The sequence below is a fragment of the Solwaraspora sp. WMMD791 genome, assembly GCF_029581195.1.
Classification (GTDB): domain Bacteria; phylum Actinomycetota; class Actinomycetes; order Mycobacteriales; family Micromonosporaceae; genus Micromonospora_E.
Window position 1 is genome coordinate 410,756 of record NZ_CP120737.1, and the last position, 13,467, is coordinate 424,222.

At 69.8% G+C, this 13,467-nt stretch carries 14 protein-coding genes; 11 read left to right on the forward strand and 3 right to left on the reverse strand.

Annotated elements, in window-relative coordinates:
- Positions 1-149: 149 nt before the first annotated feature.
- From O7623_RS01865 to O7623_RS01900, 8 genes are all read left to right on the forward strand, one after another.
- The gene (locus O7623_RS01865) at positions 150-605 is read left to right on the forward strand and encodes an HIT family protein (RefSeq protein WP_282226830.1); all 456 of its coding nucleotides are present in this window, start codon (positions 150-152) and stop codon (positions 603-605) included.
- Positions 606-908: 303 nt separating this feature from the next.
- Entirely contained in the window at positions 909-2,030 is a 1,122-nt protein-coding gene (gene thiL / locus O7623_RS01870) for a thiamine-phosphate kinase (RefSeq protein WP_282226831.1), read from the forward strand.
- A gap of 5 nt (positions 2,031-2,035) precedes the next feature.
- A complete protein-coding gene (locus O7623_RS01875; RefSeq protein ID WP_282226832.1) occupies positions 2,036-2,668 on the forward strand; it encodes a class I SAM-dependent methyltransferase in 633 nt (210 codons plus the stop codon).
- A gap of 213 nt (positions 2,669-2,881) precedes the next feature.
- Positions 2,882-3,088: a hypothetical protein gene (locus O7623_RS01880; protein WP_282226833.1), complete on the forward strand. Its 207-nt coding sequence runs from the start codon at positions 2,882-2,884 to the stop codon at positions 3,086-3,088.
- 2 nt (positions 3,089-3,090) lie between these two features.
- Positions 3,091-3,606, forward strand: coding sequence for a DUF6879 family protein (locus O7623_RS01885; protein WP_282226834.1), 516 nt, complete (start codon positions 3,091-3,093; stop codon positions 3,604-3,606).
- 49 nt (positions 3,607-3,655) lie between these two features.
- A complete protein-coding gene (locus tag O7623_RS01890) occupies positions 3,656-4,225 on the forward strand; it encodes a GNAT family protein (RefSeq protein WP_282226835.1) in 570 nt (189 codons plus the stop codon).
- A complete protein-coding gene (locus O7623_RS01895) occupies positions 4,222-6,378 on the forward strand; it encodes a tetratricopeptide repeat protein (protein ID WP_282226836.1) in 2,157 nt (718 codons plus the stop codon). Before O7623_RS01890 ends, O7623_RS01895 begins: the two co-directional genes overlap by 4 nt.
- Positions 6,379-6,381: 3 nt before the next feature.
- A complete protein-coding gene (locus O7623_RS01900; RefSeq protein ID WP_282226837.1) occupies positions 6,382-6,780 on the forward strand; it encodes a hypothetical protein in 399 nt (132 codons plus the stop codon).
- Between the two features lie 17 nt (positions 6,781-6,797).
- Here O7623_RS01900 and O7623_RS01905 read toward each other — a convergent pair whose 3' ends face one another.
- Both O7623_RS01905 and O7623_RS01910 read right to left on the reverse strand, forming a co-directional pair.
- Entirely contained in the window at positions 6,798-8,969 is a 2,172-nt protein-coding gene (locus tag O7623_RS01905) for a hypothetical protein (protein WP_282226838.1), read from the reverse strand.
- A gap of 365 nt (positions 8,970-9,334) precedes the next feature.
- On the reverse strand, positions 9,335-9,799 hold the full coding sequence (locus O7623_RS01910) for a hypothetical protein (protein ID WP_282226839.1): 465 nt from the start codon (positions 9,797-9,799) through the stop codon (positions 9,335-9,337).
- A 134-nt stretch (positions 9,800-9,933) separates the two neighbouring features.
- Here O7623_RS01910 and O7623_RS01915 point away from each other — a divergent pair, with 134 nt between their 5' ends.
- From O7623_RS01915 to O7623_RS01925, 3 genes are all read left to right on the forward strand, one after another.
- Complete coding sequence (locus tag O7623_RS01915) at positions 9,934-10,725, forward strand: Scr1 family TA system antitoxin-like transcriptional regulator (protein WP_282226840.1); 792 nt, start codon at positions 9,934-9,936, stop codon at positions 10,723-10,725.
- Complete coding sequence (locus O7623_RS01920) at positions 10,716-10,925, forward strand: DUF397 domain-containing protein (protein ID WP_282226841.1); 210 nt, start codon at positions 10,716-10,718, stop codon at positions 10,923-10,925. Before O7623_RS01915 ends, O7623_RS01920 begins: the two co-directional genes overlap by 10 nt.
- A 231-nt stretch (positions 10,926-11,156) precedes the next feature.
- On the forward strand, positions 11,157-12,212 hold the full coding sequence (locus O7623_RS01925; protein WP_282226842.1) for a pectinesterase family protein: 1,056 nt from the start codon (positions 11,157-11,159) through the stop codon (positions 12,210-12,212).
- A 30-nt stretch (positions 12,213-12,242) separates the two neighbouring features.
- Here the strand turns inward: O7623_RS01925 and O7623_RS01930 are convergent, their stop codons facing one another.
- Positions 12,243-13,427, reverse strand: a complete 1,185-nt coding sequence (locus O7623_RS01930) for an alpha/beta fold hydrolase (RefSeq protein ID WP_282226843.1) — start codon at positions 13,425-13,427, stop codon at positions 12,243-12,245.
- Between the last annotated feature and the right edge of the window lie 40 nt (positions 13,428-13,467).

A 13,467-nucleotide genomic window follows, 5' to 3' on the forward strand; every position in this document is an offset into this window, starting at 1 on the left:
AATGGTGAATTCGACGGAGGTCGTGATGGGATGGATGAGCCATACGGGCTGCCATGTGCTGCGGCAGGTCGAGTGCCGCAGGCTGCGGCAGGAGGGCACACGTAGGCTGCGCTCAGCGGTGGAAGCTAGGGCGAAGGGAGGGCGGCAAGATGGATCTTCATGAAGACTTGCCGGCGGACTGCCTGTTCTGCCGGCGAGACGATAGGCAGCTCAACTGCGTCTCGCACGAGAACGCGACCTGCTTTGCCCGGCTGGACAACTTCCCGGCGGCGGAGGGGCACACGGAGATCGTCCCGAAGCGTCACATCGAGTCGTTCTTCGGCCTCACCCCGCAGGAGGTGCGGGACGCGTACGAACTGATCTTGGTGGTGCGCGACGATCTGGCCGCGCGGCTGCGACCGGATGGATACACGATCGGGATCAACGAGGGTCGCGCGGCCGGGCGCAGCATCGACCACCTGCACATCCATGTGATCCCGCGCAGATTCGGCGACGTCGAGGACCCGGCCGGCGGCATCCGGCAGATCCTGCCGAACTGCGACCCTCAGGCTTGGGCGGCGGCGACGGCCGCCGCGCTCGACCGGCCCGGTCCGCTGCCGCGCTGAGCGGCGTGCGCGCGCCGGACCGGATCAGCGTCGTGCCGGACCACACTGACGCAGCCGGCGAACTCACCCCTCGCGGTTCGACATGCTGCGGCAAGAGCCCACCCGGCCGGTGACGCGACCGGTCACAGGGACGGTCGTTTATCACTGGAAGCATCGTTGACTGCCACATCTTCCTCACCGCCGCCGACGCGATCCGGCGGGAAAGCCGCCGCGCCCGGCACCGGGCGCAGCCGGGCTTGACACCACGTTTCTGCCGGCAGTCGCCGTGCTGCGGGCAGTCGTTCACCATCTGGGAGCGCGCCGATGACCTCGCAAGCCAGCTTCTCCGATGAACCGACCCGGGTCGCCGCGCTCGTCGGCGCATTCCTCACCGGCCAGTCCGGTTCGGTCCTCGGGGACAGCCACGGCCCGCACGCCACCCTCACCGCCGGGGCCGACACCCGCGACGACTGCGCGATCTACGACCTCGACGGGCCGGTCACCCTCGTCGTCGGATCCGACTACGTACGCGGCCCGAAGTTCGCCCTCTACGAACACGGCCTGCTCACCAACGTCGACATCGGCTACTACCTGGTCGCCGCCAACGTCAGCGACATCGCGGCGATGGGTGCCGCGCCGATCGGCGTACTGACCGTCGTGCGCTACCCCAACGACCTCGACGACACCGGGTTCCTCGACGTCATGGCCGGCATCCACCAGGCCTGCACCGACTTCGGCACCCTCAACGTCGGCGGCGACATCGGCAACGCCGAACGCATCGTGCTCTCCGCGTCCGCGATCGGCATCTGCCGTACGGGCAGCGCCCTGACCCGCCGTGGCGCGCGACCCGGCGACCACCTCTGCGTCACCGGCCCCTGCGGGGTCCTCGGCGCCGCCGTCGCCTACTTCCCGAAACGTGCCGTCAACGGGTGGGCGCTGCCCGACAGTGTCGAAGCCGACCTGCTCGACAGTTGGCGGCGGCCCCGCGCCCGGGTCGCCGAAGGCCGGCTGCTGTCGACCGGCGGCTACGCGACCGCCTGCCAGGACACCTCGGACGGCCTGCGCGCCACGATCGAGCAGCTCGCCGCCGCCAGCGGTGTCGGCTTCACCGTCACCGCCGACGACATCGCCGTCCACCCCGCCGTCAGTGCCGTCGCCAAACTCACCGGCACCGACGACCTCACCCTCGCAATGAGCGCGTCAGCCGACTTCCAGCTCGCCTTCACGGTGCCCGACGACCGGCTCGACGCCTGCCGGGACACCTTCGACCGCAACGGTCTCACCTTCGACGTCATCGGCCGCGCCACCCCACCCGAGGACGGTGTCAGCCTGCTTACCCGGGACGGCAGCAGGACCGCCCTGCCCGGCGTCGCCTGGAAACATCAGAGCACCGACATCAGCACCCTCGTCACCGGCGGCGGCGCCCCGGGCGCCCCGGCGCGGTGACCGCCGTGCCCGCCGTGACCGCCGGCTGGTCCGGCACCGCCCAGGTACGCCGCTCCTACGCGGCCCTGGCCGAGCACTACACGACAATGACGGCCGACTACGGCCGGTTCCCTGGGCTGCGACAGGAGCTGACGGACTTCCTGACCGCGCTCGGGCCAGGGCCGGTGCTCGACCTCGGCTGCGGCGCTGGTCGCGACGCCGACCTGGTCGCCGGCACCGGCCGGGCCGTCGTCCTCGCCGATGTCACCCCGGAGCTGCTGCGCGCGACCACCGTGCGGATCGCCGTCGACGCTGCTGTCTGCTGCGACGCGCTCGCCCTGCCGCTGCGGTCCGCGACCTTCGCCGGTGTGATCGCCAGCGGGGTCCTGCTGCACCTGCCCCGGCAGCACACGGTCACCGCGCTCGACAACATCCGGCGGGTTCTGCTGCCCGGCGGCAAGGCGCTGATCAGCATGAAACACGGAGGCCGCGACGGCTGGCGCAGCACCGACGACTTCCCGGCCCCGCGCTGGTTCACCTACTACGAGCCGGAGGATTTCGCCGCGCTGTGCCGCAGGGTGGGGCTACGCGTTGCGCAGCTGGACGTCAGCAGCCGCAAGGACTGGTTCACCGCGACCACCGAGCGGCCCGAGCTGTAGGTTCCGCTGTGGATCACCGCGGCGAACGATCGGTGCCTGCCCTCAGGAGAGGCCAGAGTGGACGGGCGGTACCATCCACACCGTACGTCTACAGGCCGCTTATGGGACTGGTCTCACATTGCGAAAGCTCGGACAGGTAGGGACATAGACAGCTTCCGTCATTAATTGATCGACTGGTATTCTTATCTCCCAGATCGGCCAATGGAGGAGTCGATGAAGCTTCGCTTTCTGTCCACATCGAGCAACGCTGGATCTTGTCCGACGCTCTACGAGACCGATACCGGGGACATCGTCGTCCAAGGCTATGAGTTGACCGACCCGGAGGCGCTTTCCCAGCTCCGTGACGTGCTGCCGGGTGAGAATTTTGTCGTAGTTCCGCGTTCGCTCATGTCCTGGTTCGAGGGCCAGAGTAGCGAATGACGGTGATCGTCGACGACCCTGATGCTTTCCAGAAACTCTTTCTGGGCTTCGAGCATGTCGCCTTCAAGTTCGAGGTGCGAAGATCTTACGGGGTGCAGGCCGAGGATCTTCCATTCCAGGAATTTCTGGCCGGCCGGGACCCGGGCATCGAATGGCTTCGAGGCTGGCTCGACCTGATGGCGTCGCAGACCTCGACCGGGAAGCGGGTGGAACGCGTCCGAGTCGTCGATGATCCACCGAGCGACTTCCTCCGTTTCGAAATTTCCATCACCCCGTACAACCTGGCTGTGGGCGAGGACATTCGATACATCGATCGCGACGTGGCCGACGCGTTGGACCTCCCGCACCATGACTTCTGGCTTTTCGACTCGCGCAAACTCGCGGTCCTGCACTTCGGCGACGACGACACGTTTCTCGGCTTCGAGACAGTCGACGGGATCGACGACATACTCCAGCACTGCTACTGGCGCGACGTGGCATGGACGCGCGCGACCAGGTTCGCCGACTACCGGTCGTAATGACGCGATGCGAGGTGACCGTCCGCGGCGAAGCGAGGGAGGTGCAGGCATGTCGAGCTCACTGTGGGTCGGTGACCTCGTCCGGTTACGGGCGATCGAACCCGATGACGATGGCTACTACCTGGACTTTGCTGAGGACACCGAGGACGAGCGGTCCGTGTTCCGGGTCGAGCCGCCGCGCTCGACCGCGCAGCTCCGGCAGGAGATCGCCGCTGTCGGCACCTGGCAGCCCGGAAGTGACTGCTTCGCGCTGGCCATCGAACGGGTCGACAACCCGGGAATGATCGGGGCGATCTCGACCCGCGACACGGACCCACGCAGCGGCAGCTTCAGCTACGGCCTCGCTATCGCGCGGGACCAACGGCGCCACGGCCATGCGACGGAAGCCGCACGAATCCTGCTGCGCTACATGTTCACGCAACGGCGCTACCACAAGTGCCTTGTGGACATTCACGCTACCAACGTCGCTTCGCTGCGGCTGCACGAACGACTGGGATTCGTCGTCGAAGGGCTACTTCGCGAACAGGAGTACTTCGACGGCAGGTATCAGGATGTCGTACTGATGGGACTGCTGGGTCCCGATTTTCCTGCCACGCGTGGCGGAGCCGAGGTGCCATGAACCCGGCGCACGGCAACGCCGATGCCGACAACGACTTCGCCGGGGGCGCCGGTGCGGTTGTCCAGGCCGCGCAGATATCCGGTGGCGTGCACGTCCGGGTCACCGACGTTCCGCTTCCCCCGCCGCGCCAACTGCCACCCGCCACGAAAGGGTTCATCGACCGGGAACTGCATATCCGGCAGCTCGACTCGCTACTCGACGAGACAGATCTACGGACCAGTGACGGCAGGCTCCCGGTCGTGACCATCTCGACCGTTTCAGGTAGCGCCGGGGTCGGCAAGACCGCGCTCGCGGTCCACTGGGCACACCGGGTGCGCGCCCGGTTCCCGGACGGGGACCTCTACATCAACCTGCGCGGCTACGATGCGGTGCCGCCGTTGACCCCGCAGGAGGCCCTGGACGGATTCCTGCGGGCGCTCAACGTACCGCCGGAGAAGATCCCGACGGACCTGCCCGGACGGACCGCGCTCTACCGGTCGCTGACCGACGGACGCCGTATGCTGGTGCTGCTGGACAACGCGTCGACCGCCGAGCAGGTGCGACCGCTGCTACCCGCCTCCCCGACCTGCATGGTGATCATCACGAGCCGGGACAGGCTTTCCGGTCTGGCGGTGCGCGACGGTGCGATCCGGGCGGTGCTCGACGTGTTGACCGACGACGACTCCATCCGGCTGTTGCGCGAGACGACCAGCCCGGAGCGCATCGACGCCGAGCCTGCGGCGGCCCTGCGGCTGGCGGAACTCTGCTCGCGGCTCCCACTCGCGCTCCGCATCGTGGCCGACCGCGCCGTCAGTGACCCGGACATGAGCCTGGCCGATCTGGTGACGGAGCTGGAGGAGGAGAACGGTCGGCTCGACGCACTGTCCGTGCCCGGTGACGAATTGTCCGCCGTCCGTACCGTCTTCTCGTGGACCTACCGGTCGCTCGACCCCCCGGTCGCGCGTACCTTCCGGTTGTTGGGGCTGCATCCGGGCGCGGATGTCTCGTTGTCGGCCGTGGCGGCACTGACCGGGCGTCCGGTGTCGGAGGCGCGGCGGCACCTGGACTCGTTGGTCGGGCTGCACCTGCTGACCCGGATCGCGGGGCACCGGTACCGGTTGCATGACCTGCTCCGGCTCTACGCGGCGGAACGGGCGCAAGCGGACGAGCCACCCGCCGAGGTCAAGGCCGGGCTGGCGCGGATGTTCGACTGGTACCTGGTCCGGGTGTACGACAGCTATCGCAAGATCCTCCCCCAGGGTCGACCGATCCCGGGCCTGACCGGCGTCACCGCTGACGGGCAGCCCCCGTTCGCGACGCTCGACGAGGCGCTGCGCTGGTCCGAGCAGGAGCGCCTGAACGTACTCGACGTCATCCGCCTGGCGCACGACACCGGGCACTGCGACGTCACCTGGAAACTCGCCGCCGCCTCGATGGCGTTCTTCGAACGACGCTCCTACTGGCGAGCCTGGATCGACAGCCATCTGCTGGCCCTCGACTGCACCCGCCACCTGGCGGACCGATCGGCCGAAGGCTTCATGCTGCTGCTCCTCGGCGACGCCTGGTGGGACCGCGGCGACACCGACGAGGCACTGCGCTACTACTCGGCAGCGCGGGACGCGGCCCAGCAGGTCGGCGACAGCTGGACAGCAGGCTACGCGCTGCGCGGCTGCTGCCTCGCCTACGAGGACTCGGGCCGCTTCGACGAGGCGGTCGCGTGCGCCGAGGGTGCGTTGGAGATCTTCCGCGATGCCGGCGAGGACCGGGGCGTCGGCCTGTCCTTGATGAGCCTCGGCAACGGCCACCGCAACATGCTCCGGTACGCCGAGGCGATCGCGTCGTACGAGCAGGCCATGGAGATCTTCCGGACGATCGGAAACCGTTGGAGCGAGGCGCTGGTCGAGCTGCAGCTCGGTCGCACCCTGACCGACGTGCCGGAGCCTGTCGCGGCGCTGGACCACCTTGCCCGCGCTCGCGAGTTGTTCGCGGCGGCCGGCGATCCCCGCCACGAGTGCATCACCCTGGTGTACGTGGGCGACGCGCACGCGGCGGACGGAGACCGGACCGCAGCGCGTCAGGCGTGGTCGGCGGCGCTGACGACGCTGATCGGATTGGACGACCCGCTGGTCGTCGAGGTGCGGCGGCGGATGGAGTCGGCTGAGGAAAGGACGTGAGCGATGATGGACGACCCGATCCTGACCGCTGTCGCGGCGGCGCTGGCGACGGGCGCAGCCGCCGAGGTGACAGCTGGCGGCAAGGCCGCGTTCACGGCACTGGTCCGGCTCGTCCGGCGGAAGGCTGCCGAGCAGCCCGCCACCGGGAACGCACTCGACGCAGCCCAACGTGAGCCATTGGACGGTCAGCGGATCGCGGAACTACGCGCCGCGCTGACCACAGCCACACTCAACGACCAGGTTTTCGCCGCCGAGCTGCACCGGCTCTGGGCTGAGGTCAGGGCCGCGCGGACAGCAGACGACCACAGCCGGGCCAGCAACACGATCTCCGGCCCGGTACGCGGCCCGGCGGTGCAGGCACGTGACATCCACGGCGGCGTGCACTTCGGCCCCGGAGGATGAGAAGCGGCAGTGGATGGTCAGCGGGTGGGCTGCGGCCGGCTGCGGATGCACGCGTCGACCTCGCCGTGGAGTTGGCGATGACGGTGCAACAGGCTGTCGGCTTGACCTGCCTTGCCCAACCCGCCCAGGGCGGCGGCTGCATCCACGGATTCGCGTAGCAGCTCGGGCAGGGTGCGGGGGAGCAGCGCGGCGTCGGCCGTACTCAGCTTGCGCTTCTGGGCGTGCGCGTCGGCGGCCTCGGCGATGACCGCGTCCGCGGCGGTCGCGGTGCCGTGGGTGATCGGAGCACGATCACGGGCCCTGTTGAGCAGCAGAAGGATGTGCGCTGGCCATGCCTGCGCCACACCCCGGTCCTTGATCTTGTTGTCTCGCAGATCCTCGCGGAACTTACGGTACGTCCCGCCCTTGGTGTCCTTCGGATTGGTGGCGGCGATCGATGCTTCCAGGGCGTCGGCGGCGAGGACCAGCAGCCGGATGCGGGCAGCCTGTGTGGTCGCCTGGTCGAGGGCCGCGTGGACGAGTTCCAGCCGCTGGACGGCCAGTCCCTTGGTCCAGCTGGTGTCGGTGGCGCTGGCCGACGCCTGTCGGCGGCCGTCAGGTGGCTGGCGGCTGGCGAAGGCATCGGCCAGACGTCGTGCCTGGTCGGTGACGTCCGCGCCGATCGCGGACGCGGCCAGCAGCCGCCACGCGACGTCCAGTTCCAGGGAGAGCAGCGCCCGTTCGGCGGCGATGAGCAGCGGCAGGTCGCCACCGGTGATGGCGGGCCACAGGTGGACGTCGCGGTAGCCGCCGGGGAGGGTGGGTGCGGCGTTCTCCCGGACGAACAGCGGAATGCCGTGGCGGGCACCGATGAGGCGCAGGGCGCGGATAAGGGCGAGGACCACCGGCTTGTGACCGGTGGGGACGAGCAGCAGCGCCCCGGTCTCGCGGGTGACCCGGCCCTCGATGGCGCGCTCGACGGCGGTGTCGTCGATGTCGGTCAAGCTGATCGGCTCGATCCAGCTTTCGCCTCTGGCCGTCCGCGTGACGCTGTGCGTGATCTTGGTGATCGATGCGGCGTCGGCCGTGGCGACGTCTCGGCTGCCCTGGCCGTCGTCGACGGCGAAGATGACGGCGCGCAGCCGGGTCTCCCGCATGCCGAGGAATTCCGAGACCGCTGGCGGGATTGCGTCGCGCAGCTGGTCCCCGACCAGCCCGCCGGTGGTGCCGCCGCGTGGGGTTCCAGCTGGCCAGACCGCCAGTACGGTGTCTGCCGGGGCGACCGGCGGCTCAGGCAGGCCGGCGTCGCTCCAGCCGTCACCGTCGACCGCGAACCGGGTCAGGTAGTCACCGATGAAAGTGGCGTCGCAGGCGGTGGGCGGGCGGAGGTTGTGGCTGCCCCTTCCGACGTTCTGCAGCGAAGCGACCTCGGCTCCGTACAGCCACCGGTAGGACGGCAGGTCGACGGAGGCGCAGATCACCGGGTCGTCGTGATGGCTGTGCGCGATCAGGCCAAGCTTCGCGCCGAGGGTTCGCCAGCCGTTGTCGTACTTGTGGAGGAGGTCTTCGGCCCAGGGATGGTCGGTCCGGTCGAGTTCCAGCAGTTCCTCGTAGCGACTGACGACGTAGCGGCGGACGGCGAGGCTGGCGGTGCCGTCGCGGCGGACGACGGCGTCGGCGAGCACCGCGCGCAACGACGCGGTGTCGTGTGCGGCGAACCCTCGGTCGTGGCGCTCGGCGGCCCGGCGGACAAGGTCGTGGCCGTCGTCGGTGAGCTCGACCATGGGCGGATCGGTCCGGGCGAGGTCCGCGAGGGCCTGGAACATGCGCCAGCGGACCAGGACGCCGGCAACCGGGTCACGGTCGAGCCGGCCCAGTGGGTCGACGATCTCGTACGGGGCCCGGCCGCTGGTGACGATCATCCGCCAGGGGATCCCCGCCTGGGACAGCGCGGTGAGCACGCCCATGGCGAGGGTGGTGGAGCCGGAGCCCCAGGTCACGACCGCTTCGGTGTAGCGCGGGGAGCGGTCGAGGTGGGCGGCGACGGCGCGGATGACGTCCACTTCGGCCAGGCCTTCGATGGTGGCCGTCGCGATGGCGTGGATGGTCGCGTCCTCCCTGGTCCGGGCGCGCAGCACCTCGGCGAGAGTCTGGGCGATCGGCGCCGTGTCCAGGTCATCGGGTGGCTGCTGCCGGGTGCCGATCAGCATCACGTCGAGGTCCGGGGTCTCGGTGAGTCTGGTCAGGGCGCCGAGCAGTGGGCTGGGTGCGGCAGTACGCGGGTGGTCGTCCTCCCATGTTCCGTCGGTGAGTAGTCGCCGGGCTGCGGACGGCCCGGCGGGGCCGGCGGCTGTCGCGGCGAGTTGTCGGCAGCGATCTCGGACCCGGTCGGCGCGGATGGTCTTGGGGGTGGGGCCGTCCGGCTCCGGTGACGGTCGCCAGGATGCCGATGACGGGGGAGTTCGGGTCGTCGTGGCCGTACCGGATGTCGGAGACCCGGACCCGCATGGCGCGGTCGCCGTACACCCAGTCGGATTTTCCGAGGTGCAGGTTGTCGCCGACCCGCAGCAGTTCCTCAGGCACCGGTGCCGTCCTCGCGGGGCTGCTGCTGACCCGGTGACCACAGGCCGGACAGGTGTAGCACGGCGCGTACCCGGCGGGCCTTGGCGGGATCCCAGCGTTGGACGATCACCAGCGCGCGGAGGAACGGCTTGCAGGGTGCGGCGATGTCGCAGCGGCGGCATTCGCCGAGCCGGCTCGGCAGGTGCACGTTGAGCGCGTCGAGGGCCTGGGTGAGAGCCCGCTGGGCGGCCGGGCTGCGGGGTGCGGTGGGCGCGTCGGCGAGCGCGCCGGTCGGGGCCGCCGTAACGCCGCGCGCGGTGGTCAGGCGGAAGCGGGCGTCCTGGTCGACGTCCGTCTGACCGGGGGTACGGCGGGGCAGCGGTGGCCGGTTCGGAGTGGGGTCGGAGTGTGGCGGCGTGCCGATCGAGGTGTACCGGGCGAGGCGCGGCGTGCCGCCGATACCGTCGTTGCGAAACACAGTGGATCTCCCTTGCGGTGGAGATGTGCGATCCTTTCCTGATCCACCCTGGACTCCGTCGGGGAGTTGTGGAAGATTGACGTCGGGCAGCGAATCGGACGCTTCTTCAATCCTGAGGGGAAGGATGAGGAAAGATGAGTGGCTACAACGCGTTGGCGCGGATCTTGAAGTTCGCTCGGAATCAGGCGGGGATGACGCAGGAACAGTTGGCGGCACGGATAAACGTCTCGTCGTCGTTGATCGCGAAGTTCGAGACGAGTCGCCTCATCCCGAAGCCGGACACCGCGCGGCAGCTGGACGCGCTGTTCGACTCGGGCAACATGTTCCAGGAGCTGGCAGCGGAGGCCCGCGCCAACTTCGGCCAGCCGGTCTGGGTCCGCCCGTGGCTGGAGCACGAACGCAACGCCACCATGATCCGGTCGTTTCAGCCGCTGATCGTGCCGGGCCTGCTACAAACCGAGGAGTACGCCGAAGCGATCCTGACGGACGGGGGCAACCGTGTGTCGGACATCGAATCGGCAGTGGCTGCGCGACTGGCGCGGGTGGCCGTGCTGCACCGCGCCGACACACCGTGTCGGTTGTTCGCGGTCCTCGATGAAACCATGCTGCGCCGCCCGATCGGTGGGCCGGAGGTGATGCGCGAGCAACTTCAGGCGATCATCAAAGCGTGCGCGGAGCCCAACGTCGAGGTGGCCGTGGTGCCCTCTTCAACTGGAACCTACCCGGGCCTGAACGGCCCGTTGGTTCTCGGCACGGTCGATGGTCGCACTGTTGCCATTCTGGACAGCCCGTTGGGCGGTCAGGTGGTCGAGGAACCGGATGAAATCGCGCTGTTGGAGGAGCTCTGGGAGGCGATCCGGGGCTACGCTCTGCCTCGACAGGCGTCGCTCGATTTGATCATGGAGGCAGCCGAGTCATGGAACTGATCGACGCTCCACGCTGGCGTAAGTCCAGCCGCAGTAACGGCCAGGGTGGTGACTGTGTGGAGGTAGCCGACAACCTGGCTGGTCGGGTGCTGGTGCGGGACTCGAAGGACCAGGCTGGTCCGGTGCTGACGTTCGGCCCGGCCGCCTGGCGGTCCTTCGTGGCCGGGGCGGTCGCGGCGGCGGGCGCGGGCTCCCAGTAGACCTCGACCCGGTGGCCGTCGGGGTCGAGGCATGTGAACACGGCGTACCCGGGTTCGTCGTACTCCTCGATGATCTCGACCCCGTCGGCGCGCAACCGGCCGCGCAGCGTGCGGACCGCGTCGGGCCGGCGCATGCGGAAACCGGAGTGGCGCAGCGACCGAAACATTGACGTACGGCGTTCGACGGCCTACGTTGCATCTCACTGTAAGCGCTTTCCCGGCGGAGGTGTGATGCGACGGCGAGTGGTGCTCGCGGCCGGTGCGGCGGCGCTGATTCCTGGCCTCGGTGCCCTGGCGGGCCCGCTGCCGGCGGCCGCGTCGACCCGGCGGCGGATCGTCGTCGCCGCCGACGGCCGGGGCGACGTGACGACCGTCCAGGCGGCGGTCGACGCGGTCCCGGCCGGCAACACCGCGCCGTTCCACATCGACGTCCGGCCCGGTGTCTACCACGGGCAGGTGATCGTCCCGGCGGACAAGCCGCACATCGTGCTGCGCGGGCTCGGGCGCGACCCGGCCGACGTCGTGATCACCGACGACCGCGCCAACGGCACCCCGAAGCCGGGCGGCGGGACCTGGGGCACCTCGGGCAGCGCCTCGGTCACACTGGACGGTGCCGACTTCACGGCGGAGAACCTGACGCTGAGCAACTCGTTCGACGAGGCCGCCCACCCGGAGATCACCAACCGGCAGGCCGTCGCGGTGCTGACCCGCGCCGACCGGATCGCCTTCCGGGGCGTGCGGTTCGTCGGCAACCAGGACACGCTGTACGTCAACAGCCAGTCCGCCGCGACCGTCGCCCGGGTGGCGCTCGACGGCTGCTACGTCGAGGGCGACGTCGACTTCATCTTCGGCCGGGCCACCGCCGCCTTCACCCGGTGCCACATCCATTCGCTGGACCGGGGTTCGGACAGCAACAACGGGTACGTGACCGCCGCGAGCACCGCGATCAGCAACCCGTACGGTCTGCTCTTCGACCGGTGCCGGTTCACCGGCGACGCCGCGCCGGGCACGGTGTACCTCGGCCGACCGTGGCACCCCAGCAACGATCCGGACGCGATCGGGCAGACCGTCGTCCGCGACAGCGTGCTCGGCGCGCACATCAAGGCCGCGCCGTGGACCGACTTCGGCAGCTGGCCGTGGCGGGAGGCCCGCTACTTCGAGTACCGCAACCGTGGCCCCGGTGCGGGCGTCACCGACGACCGCCCGCAGTTGACTCAGGAGCAGGCCGCCGCGTACACGCCTGCCCGGGTCCTCGCCGGGGCGGACGGCTGGCGACCGTTCTGCTGACCGGGACCCTGACCCTGACCGGGATCGCGGTCAGTCGGCGAGGAAGTCGTCGACGTGTCGGACCAGCTCGGCCCAGGCGGGTTCGGCACCGGACAGCAGATGGTTGGTGCTGTCGAGCAGCACCAGTTGGCTGTCGTCGATCAGCGAGGCGAGTTCCCGCGCGTCGGCGGCGGGGATCCGGGTGTCGCCCCGGGAGTGCAGGATCAGCGTGGGGCAGCGGACCTGGCGGGCCAGCGGGAAGACGTCCATCGTGGCGAGGATCTCGAAGAAGCGGACCATGTTCTCCGGGGACGTCGTCCGTTGGGTGAAGGCGAGGTAGGCGTCCCATTCGGCCGGGGTGGCGTTGGGCAGGAACTGGGCGGCGTAGGCGCGCAGGAAGGCCGGGTCGGCGGACTGCCAGGCGACCGTGGCGAGGCTCAGGTCGACGTCGGCGACCCGGCGGTCCAGGTCGGTGCGGGCACGCGCCTGCCGGCCCCGGGCGTGGCTGCTGATCAGGATCACCCGGCTGACCCGGTGTGGGCGTAGCGCCGCGTAGGCGATGGCAGTGGCGGCGCCCTGCGCCACGCCGATGAGCGGGAAACGGTCGTAGCCGGCGGCGTCGGCGACGGTGTCGAGGTCCTCGACCCACACCTGCGGTGCTGCCGACGGTGGGCACCAGTCGGACATGCCGCAGCCCCGGTCGTCGTAGCGCAGCGCCCGCCGACTGGGCCGCAGCAGGTCCCGGCGCCAGTGCTGCCACATCGGGTCGCGGCGGTCGAGGCCGAGGTGGGTGAGCCAGTTGGCGGTGGAGACCAGCGGTGGCCCGCTGCCGGTGACGGTGTACGCGAGTTGGGCGCCGTCCCTGGTCTGGCAGAACCGGACGGCATCGTAGTTTCCTCGGGCGGCGGCGGTGGCGACGGCCGGGGCGACGTCGGCGACGAACTGGTAGCCACGCCGGTGGACGGTGCGGATGATCTCCTGACCGCCTCCGGTGTCGCCGACGGCCTGGCGGGCGGCGTGCAGGGCAGCGGTGATCGCGGATTCGCTGACGGGGTGTCCGGACCAGACGGTGTCGAGGAGCTGCTGTCGGGTGACGACCCGGTCGCGGTGCGCGGCGAGGTGGCACAGCAGCTCGATGGCGCGGGGTTCGGCGCGGACCTGCTGGCCGTGGTAGCGCAACTGCCGGCCGTCCAGGTCCAGCTCGTACGGGCCGAATCGGAGTCGCGCGTGTGCCACCGCCGGAGCATAGCGGCCGCAGGGTTGTGGTTTGGCTGAC

Excerpts from the sequence above, each read along its gene's own strand:
- O7623_RS01865 (WP_282226830.1), top strand. The coding sequence starts at position 150 with ATGGATCTTCATGAAGACTTGCCGGCGGACTGCCTGTTCTGCCGGCGA.
- thiL (WP_282226831.1), top strand. The coding sequence starts at position 909 with ATGACCTCGCAAGCCAGCTTCTCCGATGAACCGACCCGGGTCGCCGCG.
- O7623_RS01880 (WP_282226833.1), top strand. The coding sequence starts at position 2,882 with ATGAAGCTTCGCTTTCTGTCCACATCGAGCAACGCTGGATCTTGTCCG.
- O7623_RS01890 (WP_282226835.1), top strand. The coding sequence starts at position 3,656 with ATGTCGAGCTCACTGTGGGTCGGTGACCTCGTCCGGTTACGGGCGATC.
- O7623_RS01895 (WP_282226836.1), top strand. The coding sequence starts at position 4,222 with ATGAACCCGGCGCACGGCAACGCCGATGCCGACAACGACTTCGCCGGG.
- O7623_RS01900 (WP_282226837.1), top strand. The coding sequence starts at position 6,382 with ATGATGGACGACCCGATCCTGACCGCTGTCGCGGCGGCGCTGGCGACG.
- O7623_RS01905 (WP_282226838.1), bottom strand. The coding sequence starts at position 8,969 with ATGCTGATCGGCACCCGGCAGCAGCCACCCGATGACCTGGACACGGCG.
- O7623_RS01915 (WP_282226840.1), top strand. The coding sequence starts at position 9,934 with ATGAGTGGCTACAACGCGTTGGCGCGGATCTTGAAGTTCGCTCGGAAT.
- O7623_RS01920 (WP_282226841.1), top strand. The coding sequence starts at position 10,716 with ATGGAACTGATCGACGCTCCACGCTGGCGTAAGTCCAGCCGCAGTAAC.
- O7623_RS01925 (WP_282226842.1), top strand. The coding sequence starts at position 11,157 with ATGCGACGGCGAGTGGTGCTCGCGGCCGGTGCGGCGGCGCTGATTCCT.